Origin of the sequence: Pseudomonas sp. RHF3.3-3 (assembly GCF_048069595.1) — a bacterium.
GTDB lineage: Bacteria > Pseudomonadota > Gammaproteobacteria > Pseudomonadales > Pseudomonadaceae > Aquipseudomonas > Aquipseudomonas fuscovaginae_B.
Window position 1 is genome coordinate 5,606,256 of the sequence record NZ_CP182250.1, and the last position, 15,451, is coordinate 5,621,706.

The following is a 15,451-nucleotide window of genomic DNA, read 5'->3' on the forward strand; positions in this document are numbered from 1 at the left end:
AGGATTACTTCGCAGCTTTCTCGGCGGCCTTACCGGCAGGCTTGGCGGCAGGAGCTTCCGCATCGTCAGCCTTGGTCGGATCCTTGATCGCCAGCAGTTCCAGGTCGAACACCAGAACCGAGTTGGCCGGAATCGCCGGGCTCGGGCTCTGCGCGCCGTAAGCCAGATCAGCCGGAATGTACAGCTTGTACTTCTCGCCAACGTGCATCAGTTGCAGGCCTTCGACCCAACCAGGAATCACGCCGCTGACCGGCAGGTCGATCGGGCTGCCGCGATCCACGGAACTGTCGAAGGTGGTGCCATTGATCAGCTTGCCGGTGTAGTGGACGGTGACGACGTCGGTCGGCTTGGGCTGAGGACCGTCGGCTTTCTTGACGACTTCATACTGCAGGCCGGAAGCGGTGGTCACGATGCCAGGCTTCTTGCCGTTTTCCTCGAGGAATTTCTTGCCGGCGGCTGCCGACTCTTCGCTCAGCTTGGCCATGCGCTCTTCGGCACGCTTCTGCAGCGCGGCGAACGCCTCGACCAGTTCTTCGTCCTTGAGCTTCTGCTCTTTCTTGCCGATGGCATCCTCGATGCCCTGGGCCACGGCCTTGGAATCCAGATCATCCATGCCTTCCTGGGCCAGGCTCTTGCCCATGTTCAGGCCAATACCGTAGGAGGCTTTTTGCGCCGGGGTTTTCAGCTCTACGCTGGAGTGCGAATCGCAGCCCGCGAGTACCAGGCTAACCAGGGCCACCGCCGCCGCCAACCGATGCTGTTTCATGCTATTTCCTTGTTCATGCGCCTAGGGGGCATTCGAATAAAGTCGCGAGCTTATCAGGCGGCCGCGACCAATGGCTACCGGGATCAGAGCCGAAAACAGTCGATAAGTTCAGGTCCGCAAAGCATTTTACACAGTGCTGACATTCTGCTTACGTCCAACGAAACAGCCGCTCCGCCAGCGGGAGCCAGTACGGGCGGCCATCACGGCCACTTGATGCCAGGCAGCAGCTGAGGCATAAGAGCATCACACCTCGACAAGGATCGTTATCTTGCGCATTTTTTACCGTGTGTTACTGGCTCTGATACTGCTGATTGGCCTAGGCCTCGCGGTGATCTTGTACTACATCGCCAATCCGAAATTGCCGGCATACATACCGGCCGAGCAGGTGCATTACCTGGAACAGTGGAGCCCGGCCGATCGCCAGACCTTCTACTACACGCCCCAGGGTACCCAGGTGAAGGGCCTGCGCTACGAATGGTTCACCGCCCTGGAACTGCCCTTCTCCGAACAACGCTTCGCCGCGCCGGAATACCTGGCACGCTTCGGCTTCCTGGTCGATCCTCGGCAACAGGCCACGGCGGATAATCCCGGCAATCTGCCGGTGGGCTTCACCCGCCACCAGAACCCCGCAAGCAGCGAGCAGTACCTGGACATCACCTGCTCGGCCTGCCACACCGGCGAACTGCGCTACAAAGGCCAGGCGCTGAGGATCGACGGTGGTTCGGCCCAGCATGTCCTGCCCTCCAGCGTACCGACGGTGCGTGGCGGCAGCTTCGGCCAGGCACTGGTCGCCAGCCTCGCGGCCACCTACTACAACCCCTGGAAGTTCGAACGCTTCGCCCGCAAGGTCCTCGGCAACGACTACGAGGCCAAGCGTGCCGAACTGCGGGTGGCGCTGAAACAGTCCCTCGATACCTTCCTCCACGTCGCCTGGAACGATACCCACCGCGGACTCTATCCGACGCTGGAGGGTCCGGGACGCACGGACGCCTTCGGCCGGATCGCCAACGCCAGCTTCGGCGATGCCATCTCCGACAAGAACTACCGGGTCGCCAACGCGCCGGTGGACTACCCGCAACTGTGGGATATCTGGACCTTCGATTGGGTCCAGTGGACCGCCTCGGCCCAGCAACCGATGGCCCGCAATATCGGTGAGGCCCTGGGCGTCGGTGCCACGCTGAACTTTTTCGACGCCAACGGCCAGCCACTGCGTGGCGACGACCGCTATCCGTCCAGCGTGCGGGTGCGTGACCTGCACAAGATCGAGGAAACCCTGCAACGCCTCAAGCCACCGACCTGGCCCGAGGAGCTGTTCGGCAAGGTCGACCTGGCCCGGGCCGCCCAGGGCCGCAAGCTGTTTGCCGAGAACTGTGCCGGCTGCCACGTGCCCTCGGTGACCGAGGAAAACGGTCGTGCGGTGCAACACCTCACCAGCATTCCCCTGGCCGCGATCGGTACCGACCCGAACACCGCGAACAACATCGCCGACCAACGCTATGACCTGAGCGCGCTGCAATGGGACCCGGCGGAACTGGCCAAACTGCCGGTGCAACTTCATCCCAGGAGCGACCAGCCGCTGGACCTGAGCCAGCTGTCGGTAGCCAAGGGCCTGGCCTATGTCACGGCGTTCGTCGAGGAGCGCGCCTATCGCGATGCCGACGTGACACCTGCCGAGCGCCCGCAACTGGACGGCTTCGGCCTGCCGATCGGCGTACTCGAACAACGGGCCTACAAGGCGCGGCCGCTGGCGGGGGTATGGGCCACACCGCCCTACCTGCACAACGGCTCGGTGCCGAGCCTCTATCAGTTGCTGTCGCCGCAGGACGAGCGCTCCACCACTTTTTATCGGGGCACTTTCGAATACGATCCGCGTCACCTGGGCTATCGCCAGAAAGCCTTCGAGAACGGCTTCCTGTTCGACACCCGGATCAGCGGCAACCACAACAGCGGTCATGAATTCCGTGCCGGCAAGCGCGGCAACGGCGTGATCGGCCGGCTGCTGCAACCGGAGGAGCGCTGGGCCCTGCTCGAATACCTGAAGGTGCTGGGTGGCCCGCTGGAGCAGCAGTTGCCATGAACCCATGCCCTCCCGACAAGCCTGAAAGGACGTTCACATGCTGAAGCGACTGTGGCTGCGCCTCGGCGCATTTCTCGGCAAGAGCCTGCTGCTCCTGGTAGGCCTCGGCCTGCTCGGCTGGGCCCTGGCCACCGGTTGGTACGCCTGGCGCCACAGCGGCCCGGTGCCGACGGTGGAACAGGTGCCGAGCGATGAGACCGCGAGGACCCAGGACATCATTCAGACCGCCGTGCGCATCGTCGACCAGCACCGCGAGGGCACCCGCTACCTGCGCGATGCCCACGCCAAGGCCCATGGCTGTGTGAATGCCGAAGTGCAGGTGCTCGAAGGCCTGGGCAGCGAACTGCGCCAGGGCGTGTTCGCCGAGCCGGGCAAGACCTGGCAGGCGCTGATCCGCCTGTCCAACGGCAATGCCTATCCGCAGTTCGACAGCATCCGCGATGCCCGCGGCATGGCGATCAAGCTGCTGGATGTTCCCGGCAGGCAGTTGCTGGCCGGTCAGCAGGGGCGCCATGAGCAGGATTTCGTGATGTTCAACCATCCGAACTTCTTCGTCAGCGATGTCGCCGAATACCAGCAGAACATCGCCGCCCAGGCCGACGGCAAGAAGGTTCTGGCCTTCTTCCCCAGTTGGAACCCCACCGGCTGGCAGATCCGCCACCTGTTCATTGCCTTGGCAACCCTGGCACCGGCGCCGAAAACACCGCTGCAGACGACCTACTTTTCCGTATCGCCCTACAAGTTCGGCAGTGCCAACGCCAAGTTCCGTGTTGCCCCCGATCCGCAAAGCTGCCCGGAATACGAGTTGCCGAAGCAGAACGAGGACCTGCCGAACTTCCTGCGCAGCGCCCTGGTCCAGCAGTTGTCCACGGACCGGGTTCCGGCCTGCTTCGTGCTGCAGATCCAGCGCCAGAACGCCAACCGGTACATGCCGATCGAAGACACCAGCATCGAATGGAAGGAAAGCGATGCCCCCTTCGAGACGGTGGCGCACATCCGCATTCCGGCGCAGGATTTCGACACGCTGGAGCAGAACATCGCCTGTGACAACCAGTCGTTCAGTCCGTGGCACGGGCTTGAGGCGCACCGGCCGATCGGGGGGATCAACCGCCTGCGCAAGGCGGTGTATGACGCGGTCAGCGATTACCGGCACAGCCGGAACGCCGAACGATAGGAGAGAACCTCAGGGCGGCTAAGCCCCTGTCATGCCCGCAAGGCTTTTGGCGGCCTTACGAGCCTGCTCGCGGATTCATCCGCGAACAGGCACCACAAAAATCCCGGACGAAAAAAAGCCCGCACTGGGCGGGCTTTCCGTGATGCTCTGGCGTTCAGTGGTCCAGAACATCGATATATGGCGCAGCGGACGGGACTCGAACCCGCGACCCCCGGCGTGACAGGCCGGTATTCTAACCGACTGAACTACCGCTGCGCGAAACACTTGAAACGAATGGTGGGTGATGACGGGATCGAACCGCCGACCCTCTGCTTGTAAGGCAGATGCTCTCCCGGCTGAGCTAATCACCCTTCGCTTCCGGTGTGAGCGCATTATGCCACAAAAAATCCATAAAGCACTGATTTAAATAAAAAAATTTAAATCGTGGACTTTTCCACACACCAGACAGCAAAAAGCCCGCGGTTAGGCGGGCTTTGCGTGATGACCTGGCGTTCAGTGGTCCAGATCATCGAATATGGCGCAGCGGACGGGACTCGAACCCGCGACCCCCGGCGTGACAGGCCGGTATTCTAACCGACTGAACTACCGCTGCGCTAAACACTTGAACGAATGGTGGGTGATGACGGGATCGAACCGCCGACCCTCTGCTTGTAAGGCAGATGCTCTCCCGGCTGAGCTAATCACCCTTCGCTTTCGGTGTGGCGCGCATTCTACGGAGCGCTCCCCACTCTGGCAAGCACTTTCTTCAATATTTTTTTCAGGCCTTCCAAAGACTTAGCAGAGGGTTGGCCTATCGGGCCACGAAGAGAATAATGCCCACCTTTGTATAAAGGAGAGATTCGCCCCATGTGGTTCAAGAACCTGCTGATCTACCGCCTGACCCAGGATCTGCCTTTTGACGCCGAGGCCCTGGAGGCCGCGCTGGCGACCAAGCCGGCCCGCCCCTGCGCAAGCCAGGAGCTGACCACCTATGGCTTCATCGCTCCATTCGGCAAGGGCGAAGACGCACCGCTGGTGCATGTCAGCGGCGATTTCCTGCTGGTCTCGGCCCGCAAGGAAGAACGCATCCTGCCAGGCAGCGTGGTACGTGACGCACTGAAGGAAAAGGTCGAAGAGATCGAAGCCGAACAGATGCGCAAGGTCTACAAGAAGGAGCGCGACCATCTCAAGGATGAAATCATCCAGGCCTTCCTGCCGCGCGCCTTTATCCGTCGCTCGGCGACCTTCGCCGCCATTGCGCCGAAACAGGGCCTGATCCTGGTCAACTCGGCCAGCCCGAAACGCGCCGAAGACCTGCTGTCGACCCTGCGCGAAGTGCTCGGCACCCTGCCGGTGCGGCCACTGACCGTGAAGATCGCCCCGACCGCGGTGATGACCGATTGGGTCAAGACCCTCAAGGCCGCCGACAACTTCTTCGTCCTCGACGAGTGCGAACTGCGTGATGTCCAGGAAGACGGCGGCATCATCCGCTGCAAGCGCCAGGATCTGACCGGTGACGAAATCCAGCTGCACCTGAGCACCGGCAAGATGGTCACCCAACTGGCCCTGGCCTGGCAGGACAAGCTGTCCTTCGTCCTCGACGACAAGATGGTGGTCAAGCGCCTGAAGTTCGAAGACCTGCTGCAGGACCAGGCCGAACAGGACGGCGGCGACGAAGCCCTGGGCCAGCTGGATGCCAGCTTCACCCTGATGATGCTGACCTTCGGCGAGTTCCTGCCGGAGCTGTTCGAGGCGCTGGGCGGCGAGGAAATCCCGCAGGGCATCTGATGGGCCGTACGTAGGGGCCAGGCACCGTTCTGCAGGCGCCTGGCTTGCCAGCGAAGGCTTTGGCGATCCAGAGATCCCTTCGCCGGCAAGCCGGGCCCCTATGGGTCGACGCTTGCCTGCCCCGCCCCGCACATGACAAGGAAAACACCATGCGTGCACTGGCGGCACTGAGTCGTTTTGTCGGTAACACCTTCGCCTACTGGGTACTGATCTTCGCCGTACTGGCGTTTCTCCAGCCCGGCTGGTTCCTCAGCCTGAAAGTCGCCATCGTGCCGCTGCTCGGCCTGGTGATGTTCGGCATGGGCCTGACCCTCAAGCTCGAAGACTTCGCCGAAGTCGCCCGCCATCCCTGGCGCGTGGCCCTCGGCGTGGTGGCGCATTTCATCATCATGCCCGGCGTGGCCTGGCTGCTCTGCCAGGCCTTTCACCTGCCGGCGGAAATCGCCGTCGGGGTGATCCTGGTGGGCTGCTGCCCGAGCGGCACCGCGTCCAACGTGATGACCTGGCTGGCCCGCGGCGACCTGGCACTGTCGGTGGCCATCGCCGCCGTCACTACCCTGCTCGCCCCGCTACTGACCCCGGCGCTGATCTGGCTGCTGGCTTCGGCCTGGTTGCCGGTCTCGTTCGCGGAACTGTTCTGGTCGATCCTGCAGGTGGTCCTGCTGCCGATCGTGCTCGGCGTGGTCGCCCAGCGCCTGCTGGGCGAACGGGTGCGCCATGCGGTCGAGGTGCTGCCGCTGGTGTCGGTGATCAGCATCGTGATCATCGTCGCGGCAGTGGTCGCCGCCAGCCAGGCGAAGATCGCCGAATCCGGGCTGCTGATCATGGCGGTGGTGATGCTGCACAACAGCTTCGGCTATCTGCTGGGCTACTTCACCGGCCGTCTGTTCAAGCTGCCGCTGGCCCAGCGCAAGTCGCTGGCCCTGGAGGTCGGCATGCAGAACTCCGGGTTGGGCGCGGCGCTGGCCAGTGCACACTTCTCGCCGCTGGCGGCAGTGCCGAGCGCGTTGTTCAGTGTGTGGCACAACATTTCCGGCGCCCTGCTTTCGACCTGGTTCCGCCGAATGACTGACGGGCAGGAACGGCAAGCGACCGACTAGGGAAAACTTGCTCCCCGGATCGATAATGTGCACGATAGTGCGCAAGACAGGGACGACCCTGCGGCTCGCTCGAGCTATCAATCCGGGGACGGCCCCATCACTCGATGGAGGTTCGCATGTCCTGGATCATTCTGTTTTTCGCCGGCCTGTTTGAAGTCGGCTGGGCCGTTGGCCTCAAATACACCGACGGCTTCAGCCGTCCACTCCCTACCGTACTGACCGTTGGCGCCATGGCCATCAGCCTTGGCCTGCTCGGCCTTGCCGTGAAGGACTTGCCACTGGGCACCGCCTATGCGGTGTGGACCGGTGTCGGCGCGGTGGGAACCGTCATCGCCGGGATCATCCTGTTCGGCGAGTCCATGGCGCTGATACGGCTGGCGAGCGTGGCCCTGATCATCACCGGCCTGATCGGCCTGAAGGTCTCGGCTTCCTGACAGCAGGGCTTGCCCGCGAAGCTTCCAGTGGCCTGACAGGCCTCTTCGCCGGCAAGCCGGGCTCCTGCAGGGCAAGCGTCGTACGCGGGATATCCGTACGACGTCCCTCCCCAGCCGTCTTGCATCGTCCCCTTAGCGACGGGCCATCCCGCGCAACTGCAGCACCTGCTCGCGCATCCGTGACGGTACTGCGGACTCGGCGGCCACCGCCGGCCCGGCCACCAGCGTCACCCGTGACCACAGACGCCGGAAGAAGCCCTTCTGCGGATCACGGCTGAAGAAACTGCCCCACAACCCCTGCAGCGCCAGCGGGATCACCGGCACCGGGGTTTCCTCCAGAACGCGGGTCATGCCGCCCTTGAACTCGTTGATCTCGCCATCACTGGTCAGCTTGCCCTCGGGGAAGATGCACACCAGCTCGCCCTCCTTGAGGTACTCGGCGATTTTCCTGAACGCCTGCTCGTAGATCTCCAGGTCCTCGCCACGCCCGGCAATCGGAATCGCGCCGGCCGTGCGGAAGATGAAGTTGAGCACCGGCAACCGGTAGATCTTGTAGTACATGACGAAACGGATCGGGCGCCGCACCGCCCCACCGATCAGCAGCGCATCGACGAACGACACGTGGTTGCACACCAGCAGCGCCGCCCCCTCGTCGGGTATCAGCTCAAGATTGCGGTGTTCGACCCGGTACATGGAATGGCTGAGCAGCCAGATCATGAAACGCATGCTGAACTCGGGGACGATCTTGAAGATGTAGGTGTTGACCGCGATGTTCATCAGCGACACCACCAGAAACAGCTCCGGAATCGACAGCTTCGCCACGCTCAGCAGCAGGATCGACACGATCGCCGACACCACCATGAACAGCGCGTTGAGAATGTTGTTCGCGGCAATCACCCGGGCCCGCTCGTTTTCCGCGGTGCGCGACTGGATCAGCGCATACAGCGGCACGATGTAGAAACCGCCGAAGACACCCAGCCCGAGGATATCCAGCAGCACCCACCAGGCCTGGACGTTCTGCGGCAGGTTGCCCGAATGCCACCACAGCAACAGACCGAACAGGCTCAGGCCGAACGAACCGAAGGGCACCAGGCCGATCTCCACCTTGCGCCCGGACAGGCGCTCGCAGAGCATGGAGCCGGCGGCGATGCCGACCGAGAACACGGTGAGAATCAGCGTCACCACGCTTTCGTCGCCGTACATCCACTCCTTGGCATAGGCGGGAATCTGCGTCAGGTAGATCGCTCCGACGAACCAGAACCAGGAGTTGCCGACGATCGAACGCGAGACCGCCGGGGTCTGTCCCAACCCCAGGCGCAGGGTGGCCCAGGACTGGCTGAAGATGTTCCAGTCCAGCCGCAGCTGCGGGCTGGATGCCGCCGCCCGTGGTATGCCGCGACTGGCCAGGTAGCCGAATACCGCCACCAGCACGATCGCCGCGGACACAATGGTCGCGTAGTGCGCCGAGGACATCATGACCCCGGCACTGATGGTCCCGGCCAGGATCGCCAGGAACGTGCCCATTTCCACCAGGCCGTTGCCGCCAACCAGTTCCTCCTCACGCAACGCCTGGGGCAGGATCGAGTATTTAACCGGCCCGAACAGCGCCGAGTGGGTACCCATGGCGAACAAGGTCAGCAACATCAGCGACAGGTGATCGAACACGAAGCCCACCGCACCGATCGCCATGATCGCGATCTCTGCAAGCTTGATCACCCGGATCAGCGCATCCTTGGCGAACTTCTCGCCGAACTGCCCGGCCAGGGCCGAGAACAGGAAGAACGGCAGGATGAACAGCAGGGCGCAGAGGTTGACCCAGATGCCACGGTCACCGTCGATGCTCAGTTTGTAGAGGATGGCGAGGATCAGCGACTGCTTGAAAACGTTGTCGTTGAACGCGCCGAGCGACTGGGTTACGAAGAACGGCAGGAAACGCCGTGTACGCAACAGACTGAACTGCGAGGGGTGACTCATCTTCCATGGTCCTGAGTGGCGCCGAGAGCGGCTTTCTTGTTGGAGTGCGGATCACCGCTCCAGGCCACAACATTACCTAATCCTGAAGATTTATTTCGCGATTCCTGCAAGACAGGGCGAAACGAACAGCTCGCCCCTGTAGGCACCCCGCAGCGTGCGGGTACCGATGATCAGCCACAACACGCTCAACAGCCCGACCAGCAACAGGCCAAAACCGTTGAAAAAGCCCAGATGCAGGACACTGCCCAGTTTCAGCGTGGCCAGGGAGTAGACCCCCAGGGGGAAGGTGAACCCCCACCAGCCGAGATTGAACGGAATGCCGCTGCGCAAGTAACGCAGGGTGATCAGCAGCGCCATCAGCATCCACCACAGGCCGAAGCCCCAGAGAATCATCCCGGCGACCACTCCCAGGCCGCTGGCGATCTCGCCGATGCCCGCCAGCCCGTTGGCGGCGAACACTGCCGGCGAGTCCGCGCCCAGCAACAGCATGCCCAGCGCGCCGGTACCGATGGGCCCAAGGGCCAGCCAACTCGACGCGGCCATGTTCTCATGGGGCAACTTATGCAGTGCCATGCGCAACAGCAGGATGGCAAGGATGCTGAAAGCCACGGGGACCGAGAAAGCCCAGAGCACGTAGCTGGTGACCAGTACCTTGAACTGCTGCGCGCTGTCCCCCAGGTGCGGGACCAGCAGCGCACCACTGGCCGCCGCCACCTCCGCCGCGACCACCGGCAGCAGCCAGACCGCGGTCATCTGGTCGATGCGGTGTTCCTGCCGGGTGAACATCATGAACGGAATCAGCACCCCGCAGGCCAGGGACAACACCACATCGAGCCACCACAGCGCCTCGGCGATGCCGACGGCCGTTTCGCCCCAGTGCGGCACACCGAACAGCAGGAAACCGTTGATGATGGTCGCCAGCCCCATGGGAATGGTGCCGAAGAACATCGAGACGGTGGAGTGCCCGAAGATCCGCCGTGCCTCATGGAAGAACAGCACCCAGCGTGCACCGTAGAGCAGGCTGAACACGCTGAACAGCAGGATGTTGAACAGCCACAGGCCTTCGGCCACGGTGCGCAGGCCCGGCATGGCGACCGGCAGTTGCGCCAGGGCCAGGGCCAGCACACCGGTACCCATGGTCGCGGCGAACCAGTTGGGGGTGAACTGGCGAATGGCTTCGAGGGGGTGCGGCAAGTGGCTCAGAGGCCGCAGTCCGGGTTTGATGCTGTTGGTGCAGGTTTGCATGGCTGTCTCCTGTCCCCTGGTGAGGTTGCAGCCATCATAGAACCGTATAGAATATCTATATAACGGGTATTTTCTCTATATCTTATCTATTTTAAAGATATACGTCAGAGGCTGCCCTCACTCTCGATCACCAGTACCCGCGCCGGCCCCTGCGGCTCGGCCAGGTGCTCGCAACCGACACCCGCGTAGAAGATATCGCCGCTTTCCAGCATCACGGCCTGCTCGATGCCATCCAGGCGATAGCGCATGCGCACCTGACCATCGAGCACCACGAACACTTCCTGTCCGTCGTTGACATGCCAGATGTAGGGCTGGTCGGTCCAGTGCAGGCGGGTGCTGATGCCGTTCATGCTGGCAATGTCCAGCGCCGCCCAGGGACGGGCACCGGTGAAGTCGCGGCTGCGAATGACGGTCATGGCTGTTGCAGCGCCAGCTGGTTGGAGGCCGGGATCGAAGAGCGGGACAAGGCCACCCCCTGCTCCACCGCCGACAACCATTGCGCGGTGCTGGCCACGGCGGCGAAACGGCTATGGAACACCACGCTGAACACCCGGTGGATTTCCTCGGCACTGGCCCGCCCCGCTTCGTTGGCATACGGCAACGAGCCGGTGGCATCGGCCAGAAACTCGACCGCCAGGCCACGGTGGGTGGCTTCGAAAATGGTCGAGGCGTTGCAGTTGTGGGTCATGTAGCCGACCACGCTGAGGGTGTCGACCTCGCGCTGCGCCAGCCATTGGGCCAGGTCAGTGCCGGCAAAGGCGCTGGGCAGGGTCTTGTTCACCCGATGATCATGGCGGCGCGCGGCAACCACCGGATGCAGTTCCCAACCCGGCGAGCCGATGGCGAACAGCGGCGACGTCGCCGGAGCATCGTTCTGCACCAGCACCACCGGGATACCCGCGGCATTCGCCGCGTCGATGGCCCTGCCGATGTTGGCCAGCGACTCGCTGACGGGTGGGTATTCGATCAGCAGGTTGCCGCTGACGTATTCATTCTGCACATCGATCACGATCAGCGCACGACGAGGGGCTTGGGACATGGTTCGGTACCTGGTAGCGGGTTCGGAAGACCATGATTGCCGGTCGGCGCAAAACGCATAAGTGGCCTGAAAGACAATATTCGATAAGATCAGGCCAAATCCGTTTGCCCAAGGCCCGCTCGATGACCACCCTCCAGATCGCCGTGATCGCCTTCAACGGCATCAGCCCGTTCCACCTGTCCGTGCCGGCCCTGGTGTTCGCCGAGCAGCGTGAAGGCATCGATATGCCGCGCTTTTGCCTCAAGGTCTGCGGGTTCGAGTCGGGACGGCTCGGCACCTCGGCCGGTTTCGATATCCAGGTGCACCACGGGCTGGAAGCGCTGGAACAGGCCGACGTGATCATCATGCCGTCGTGGCGCGACACCGAGGAGCGGCCACCCGAGCGCCTGCTCGAAGCCTTGCGCCAGGCGCACGCCAGGGGCACGCGGATTGTCGGCCTGTGCCTGGGGGCCTTCGTCCTGGCCGAAGCCGGCCTGCTGGACGGGCGCACGGCCACCACCCACTGGAATTGGGCCACGGCCTTTGCCCGGCGCTATCCGCAGGTAAAACTCGATGCCGATGTGCTGTATGCCGAGTCCGATCACCTGCTGACCTCCGCCGGCACCGCCGCCGGTCTCGATTGCTGCCTGTACCTGATGCAGCAACTGTGCGGCGCCGAAGCCACCCACAAGGTGGCCCGCCGCCTGGTGATCGCGCCCCATCGCTCGGGGGGACAGGCGCAGTTCATCGAACGGCCGATCGCCACCGCTGGCGAGCAGGACCGCATGGGCCAGTTGCTGCAGTGGCTGGGGCAGCATTTCACCCGCAACCACTCCCTGGACGACCTGGCGGAACGCGCGGCCATGAGCCGCCGCTCACTGACCCGGCACTTCCGGCAGATGACCGGAACCACCATTGGCCAATGGCTGCTGGGCCAACGGCTGAGCCATGCCCAGCGCCTGCTGGAAAGCAGCTCCCGGAGCATCGAGGCCATCGCCGTGGAGTCCGGGTTCGGCAGCGCCCTGTCGTTGCGGCAGCACTTCAACGCCTCGCTGCATATTTCTCCGTCGGCCTACCGGGCACAGTTCATTGCGCGCTGACCCAGGGACCGGGCGTTTGCGGCGCAGATTCCAGCGAGCCGGGCAGGCTTCGATGAAGATCCAGCCGGTATTCCCGGCGCAGCCAGGAGACGTCCAGCACCGGTTCCATCCCCGGCGCCGGTCGCCTGATTTCATCGTTGCGCAGCAACAGGTTGCGCATGATCGCGAAGCGTGCCCGGCTGATATGCCCGCCCGAACCATAAAAGGCCGGCCGCCCCAGCCTGGCCGCGACGCCAATGTCGCCACCGAACCAGCCGGCGGCGACTCCCAGGCGGGCCATGATGAAAGCGTGATCCCTGAGGATCGACGCGCAGACTTCCACCAGCGCGATGAAACCCTGCACCACCAGGTCCATCGACTCCAGGCCATGGAGCACGGCGATGCGCCTGCCGATCGAGCGGGCGCCCCGGCCCGCCAGCAGGCAGTCGATGCACTCATGGGCCAGCAACACCCGGCGCCTGGGGTCCGGCTCCAGCAGCATCGCCTCGCGCAGGGTATGAAAGGCATAGGCCAACGGCACAGCCCCGCGCGGGCGCATCGCCGTTCCTGGCAGGACATGCCGCAACTGCCGCCCAATGGCCGGCAACACACCCGCGCGCAACAGCAACACGGCCTGACGGGGCAAGGGTTGTGCGGCGACCTCGAGAACGAGGGTGAAGGTTTGCGACAGATCCGCGCCAGCGAGCTGGCGCGCAAGGTGATCGGCGTTGAGGGTGAACGTCCGAGGAACGGGGGCAGGCATGATCGTCCTTGAAAGGCGGCTCAGCGACCGGCCAAAGACTGAGCGCCCGTCGCTTTCACGGCTTTCAATTTACGCTCGCCGCCCGCCGTGGCGGCGAGCCCATCCCGTTGTCAGGCGGCACAGGTCCTGGCCGGCCGCTGCAGACGCAGCGCCAGCAGGGCTCCCAGCGACAGCAGGATCAGCACGCCGCCGTAGCCCTGGGTGGTGACGATCAAGCCCAGGCTACGGCTGAGACTTCCGGCCAGGAAGGCCGGCATGCAGAAGCCCAGATAGCTGAGCACATAGAACGTCGACATCAGCCCCGCCCGCTCATGGGGCAGAGCCAGTGGCACGACACTGCGCAGCGCGCCGAGAAAACCGGCACCGAAACCACTGCCGGTGAGCAGTGTGCCGACGAAGAACAACCACAGGCTCGCCTCGTGCACGGCGACCAGCACCAGCGCCACGCCAATCGCCAGCAGGCCCGCGCCCAGTTGCAACACCTTGCCGGCGGCCCGCTCGCGCAGGCTGAAAATCGCCGCAGCCCCACTCAGGGTCAGGATCGCCACCAGGCCGCCGCCGATCAGGTTCGAGGTCGACCCCGTGACCGCCCGGACCAGTGAGGGTGCCAGCGACGAGTAGAAGCCGCCCACCATCCACACCGCGACGTTGACCGGCAACGACAGCCACAAGGCCCGCCTTGCCTGTGGCGGCACGTGCAGGGCCGGCCGCAGGGAAGCCAACGCTCCCGGCTGCGCGCTGACACTCTCCGCCAGGCGCCAGACATACAGAGCCTGGAACACCAGCAGGGCCAGCAGCAGTTCGTAAACCAACTGCGTCGGCCGCGGGCAGTACTCCGCCAGCAGGCTCGCCCCCAGGGCCCCGCAGGCCATGCCCAGCAGCGGTGCCAGGCTGTTGACCAGCGGGCCCTTGCGGTTGTCGCGGTCCAGCAGCGCCGCACCGAGCGCACTGGTGGCCATGCCGGTGGCAAACCCCTGCAGCACCCGGGCGGCGATCAACAGCGGTATGCTGTCGGCAGCGATGAACAGGCCCATGGCAATGATTTCCAGCAGCAACGCGCTGAAAAGCACCGGTCGACGGCCCAGGTGGTCGGACAACGAACCCACCGTCAGCAAGGCCGCCAGCAGGCTCAGGGCATACACCCCGAAAATCAGCGTCAGGGTTGCGGCGGAAAATTCCAGCGCCTCCTGATACAGGTGGTACAAGGGTGTCGGTGCACTGGATGCGGCCAGAAACGTCAGCAGGGTGATCGACAGGAAGACCAGGCCGGAACGGTTTGAAACAGTCACTTCAGCACGGTTGGACATGAACGGACTCCACAAAAGCTAAAATTTTGCTTTTGCGCAGTGTGCTACCGCCTTTCGCTTAAAGCAAATTCTTTGTGTTAAGGTTTTACCCATGGCGATAAAAGAAAGTATCCGCCCCGGTGGCCGCAGCGCCCGGGTGCAGGAATCGATTCACGCGGCCGTCCGTACGCTCCTTGAAGAACAGGAGCGCTCCAGCATCACCGTGCCGCAGATTGCCAGCCGCGCCGGTGTCACCCCATCGACCATCTACCGGCGCTGGGGCGACCTCTCTGAACTGCTGGCCGATGTCGCCCTGGCGCGCATGCAGCCGGACCGCCCACCGCTGGACACCGGCAGCCTGCCCGGCGACCTGCGTGCCTGGGCCGAACAGTACCTGGACGAAATCAGTTCGGAGCCGGGGCGCAACATGATGCGCGATGTGCAGAACAGCACCTCCATTCCCGGCCACTGCGTGGAAATTCTCGGCGGCCAGTTGCGGATCATCCTCGATCGCTATCCGCAGGCCGGTCAATTGCCCAGCGTCGATCACCTGCTCAACCTGATCGTCGCCCCGATCGTGTTTCGCGTGCTGTTTTCCAGCGCCCCGTTGACCGTCGAGGAATTGCACCGCCTGATCGATATCGCCCTGCGCACCTGAGCATCGGCTGCGACACCAGGCCACGCTGCGACCTTGGTCGACACTGACGCCGCCCGGCCATCGTGCGAGACTGTGGTCCCGGGGCCGGACGGCCCTCGGGATGTCTTTTG

At 63.7% G+C, this 15,451-nt stretch carries 14 protein-coding genes and 4 tRNA genes; 7 read left to right on the forward strand and 11 right to left on the reverse strand.

The genetic code is table 11. The features are described 5' to 3' along the window. Positions 1–4: 4 nt before the first annotated feature. Positions 5–766 (reverse strand): FKBP-type peptidyl-prolyl cis-trans isomerase, encoded by a 762-nt coding sequence (locus ACMGT0_RS24465; protein WP_054057198.1) that lies wholly within the window; start codon positions 764–766, stop codon positions 5–7. 268 nt (positions 767–1,034) lie between these two features. Between ACMGT0_RS24465 and ACMGT0_RS24470 the strand changes: the two genes are divergently transcribed. Together ACMGT0_RS24470 and ACMGT0_RS24475 are read left to right on the forward strand one after the other, a co-directional pair. Then, positions 1,035–2,843, forward strand: coding sequence for a di-heme-cytochrome C peroxidase (locus ACMGT0_RS24470; RefSeq protein WP_416770169.1), 1,809 nt, complete (start codon positions 1,035–1,037; stop codon positions 2,841–2,843). Between the two features lie 37 nt (positions 2,844–2,880). Beyond that, complete coding sequence (locus tag ACMGT0_RS24475; protein WP_054057200.1) at positions 2,881–4,017, forward strand: catalase family protein; 1,137 nt, start codon at positions 2,881–2,883, stop codon at positions 4,015–4,017. Between the two features lie 178 nt (positions 4,018–4,195). On the opposite strand, the gene ACMGT0_RS24480 is transcribed toward ACMGT0_RS24475, so the two are convergent. The 4 genes from ACMGT0_RS24480 to ACMGT0_RS24495 all read right to left on the reverse strand — a co-directional run bounded on the left by ACMGT0_RS24480 (position 4,196) and on the right by ACMGT0_RS24495 (position 4,703). Further along, positions 4,196–4,272 (reverse strand) — tRNA-Asp (locus tag ACMGT0_RS24480). Between the two features lie 19 nt (positions 4,273–4,291). Then, positions 4,292–4,367, reverse strand: a tRNA-Val gene (locus ACMGT0_RS24485). A 165-nt stretch (positions 4,368–4,532) separates the two neighbouring features. Beyond that, positions 4,533–4,609: transfer RNA gene (locus tag ACMGT0_RS24490), tRNA-Asp, on the reverse strand. A gap of 18 nt (positions 4,610–4,627) precedes the next feature. Continuing rightward, a tRNA-Val gene (locus tag ACMGT0_RS24495) sits at positions 4,628–4,703 on the reverse strand. A gap of 160 nt (positions 4,704–4,863) precedes the next feature. On the opposite strand from ACMGT0_RS24495, the gene rdgC reads away from it, so the two are divergent. From rdgC to sugE, 3 genes are all read left to right on the forward strand, one after another. Next, positions 4,864–5,784, forward strand: coding sequence for a recombination-associated protein RdgC (gene rdgC, locus ACMGT0_RS24500; RefSeq protein ID WP_416770171.1), 921 nt, complete (start codon positions 4,864–4,866; stop codon positions 5,782–5,784). 149 nt (positions 5,785–5,933) lie between these two features. Next, positions 5,934–6,884 (forward strand): bile acid:sodium symporter family protein, encoded by a 951-nt coding sequence (locus ACMGT0_RS24505; protein WP_416770173.1) that lies wholly within the window; start codon positions 5,934–5,936, stop codon positions 6,882–6,884. Between the two features lie 116 nt (positions 6,885–7,000). Beyond that, positions 7,001–7,318 carry a quaternary ammonium compound efflux SMR transporter SugE gene (sugE, locus tag ACMGT0_RS24510; protein ID WP_273826092.1) on the forward strand — a complete coding sequence of 106 codons (318 nt, stop codon included), beginning with the start codon at positions 7,001–7,003 and terminating at the stop codon, positions 7,316–7,318. 132 nt (positions 7,319–7,450) lie between these two features. Here sugE and ACMGT0_RS24515 read toward each other — a convergent pair whose 3' ends face one another. From ACMGT0_RS24515 to ACMGT0_RS24530, 4 genes are all read right to left on the reverse strand, one after another. Then, a complete protein-coding gene (locus tag ACMGT0_RS24515; protein WP_416770175.1) occupies positions 7,451–9,292 on the reverse strand; it encodes an MFS transporter in 1,842 nt (613 codons plus the stop codon). A gap of 90 nt (positions 9,293–9,382) precedes the next feature. Beyond that, on the reverse strand, positions 9,383–10,537 hold the full coding sequence (locus tag ACMGT0_RS24520) for a TDT family transporter (RefSeq protein ID WP_416770177.1): 1,155 nt from the start codon (positions 10,535–10,537) through the stop codon (positions 9,383–9,385). A gap of 104 nt (positions 10,538–10,641) precedes the next feature. After that, complete coding sequence (locus ACMGT0_RS24525; RefSeq protein ID WP_054057206.1) at positions 10,642–10,953, reverse strand: cupin; 312 nt, start codon at positions 10,951–10,953, stop codon at positions 10,642–10,644. Beyond that, a complete protein-coding gene (locus ACMGT0_RS24530) occupies positions 10,950–11,576 on the reverse strand; it encodes a cysteine hydrolase family protein (RefSeq protein ID WP_054063079.1) in 627 nt (208 codons plus the stop codon). The genes ACMGT0_RS24525 and ACMGT0_RS24530 overlap by 4 nt, the downstream gene beginning before the upstream one ends. A gap of 122 nt (positions 11,577–11,698) precedes the next feature. On the opposite strand from ACMGT0_RS24530, the gene ACMGT0_RS24535 reads away from it, so the two are divergent. After that, positions 11,699–12,655 carry a helix-turn-helix domain-containing protein gene (locus ACMGT0_RS24535; RefSeq protein ID WP_273826096.1) on the forward strand — a complete coding sequence of 319 codons (957 nt, stop codon included), beginning with the start codon at positions 11,699–11,701 and terminating at the stop codon, positions 12,653–12,655. On the opposite strand, the gene ACMGT0_RS24540 is transcribed toward ACMGT0_RS24535, so the two are convergent. Continuing rightward, entirely contained in the window at positions 12,642–13,397 is a 756-nt protein-coding gene (locus ACMGT0_RS24540) for a hypothetical protein (RefSeq protein ID WP_054063081.1), read from the reverse strand. The two genes, ACMGT0_RS24535 and ACMGT0_RS24540, sit on opposite strands and share 14 nt — an antisense overlap. A gap of 110 nt (positions 13,398–13,507) precedes the next feature. Beyond that, on the reverse strand, positions 13,508–14,704 hold the full coding sequence (locus ACMGT0_RS24545) for an MFS transporter (protein WP_054063082.1): 1,197 nt from the start codon (positions 14,702–14,704) through the stop codon (positions 13,508–13,510). A 91-nt stretch (positions 14,705–14,795) separates the two neighbouring features. On the opposite strand from ACMGT0_RS24545, the gene ACMGT0_RS24550 reads away from it, so the two are divergent. Next, on the forward strand, positions 14,796–15,341 hold the full coding sequence (locus ACMGT0_RS24550; protein WP_054061183.1) for a TetR/AcrR family transcriptional regulator: 546 nt from the start codon (positions 14,796–14,798) through the stop codon (positions 15,339–15,341). Positions 15,342–15,451: the final 110 nt, after the last annotated feature.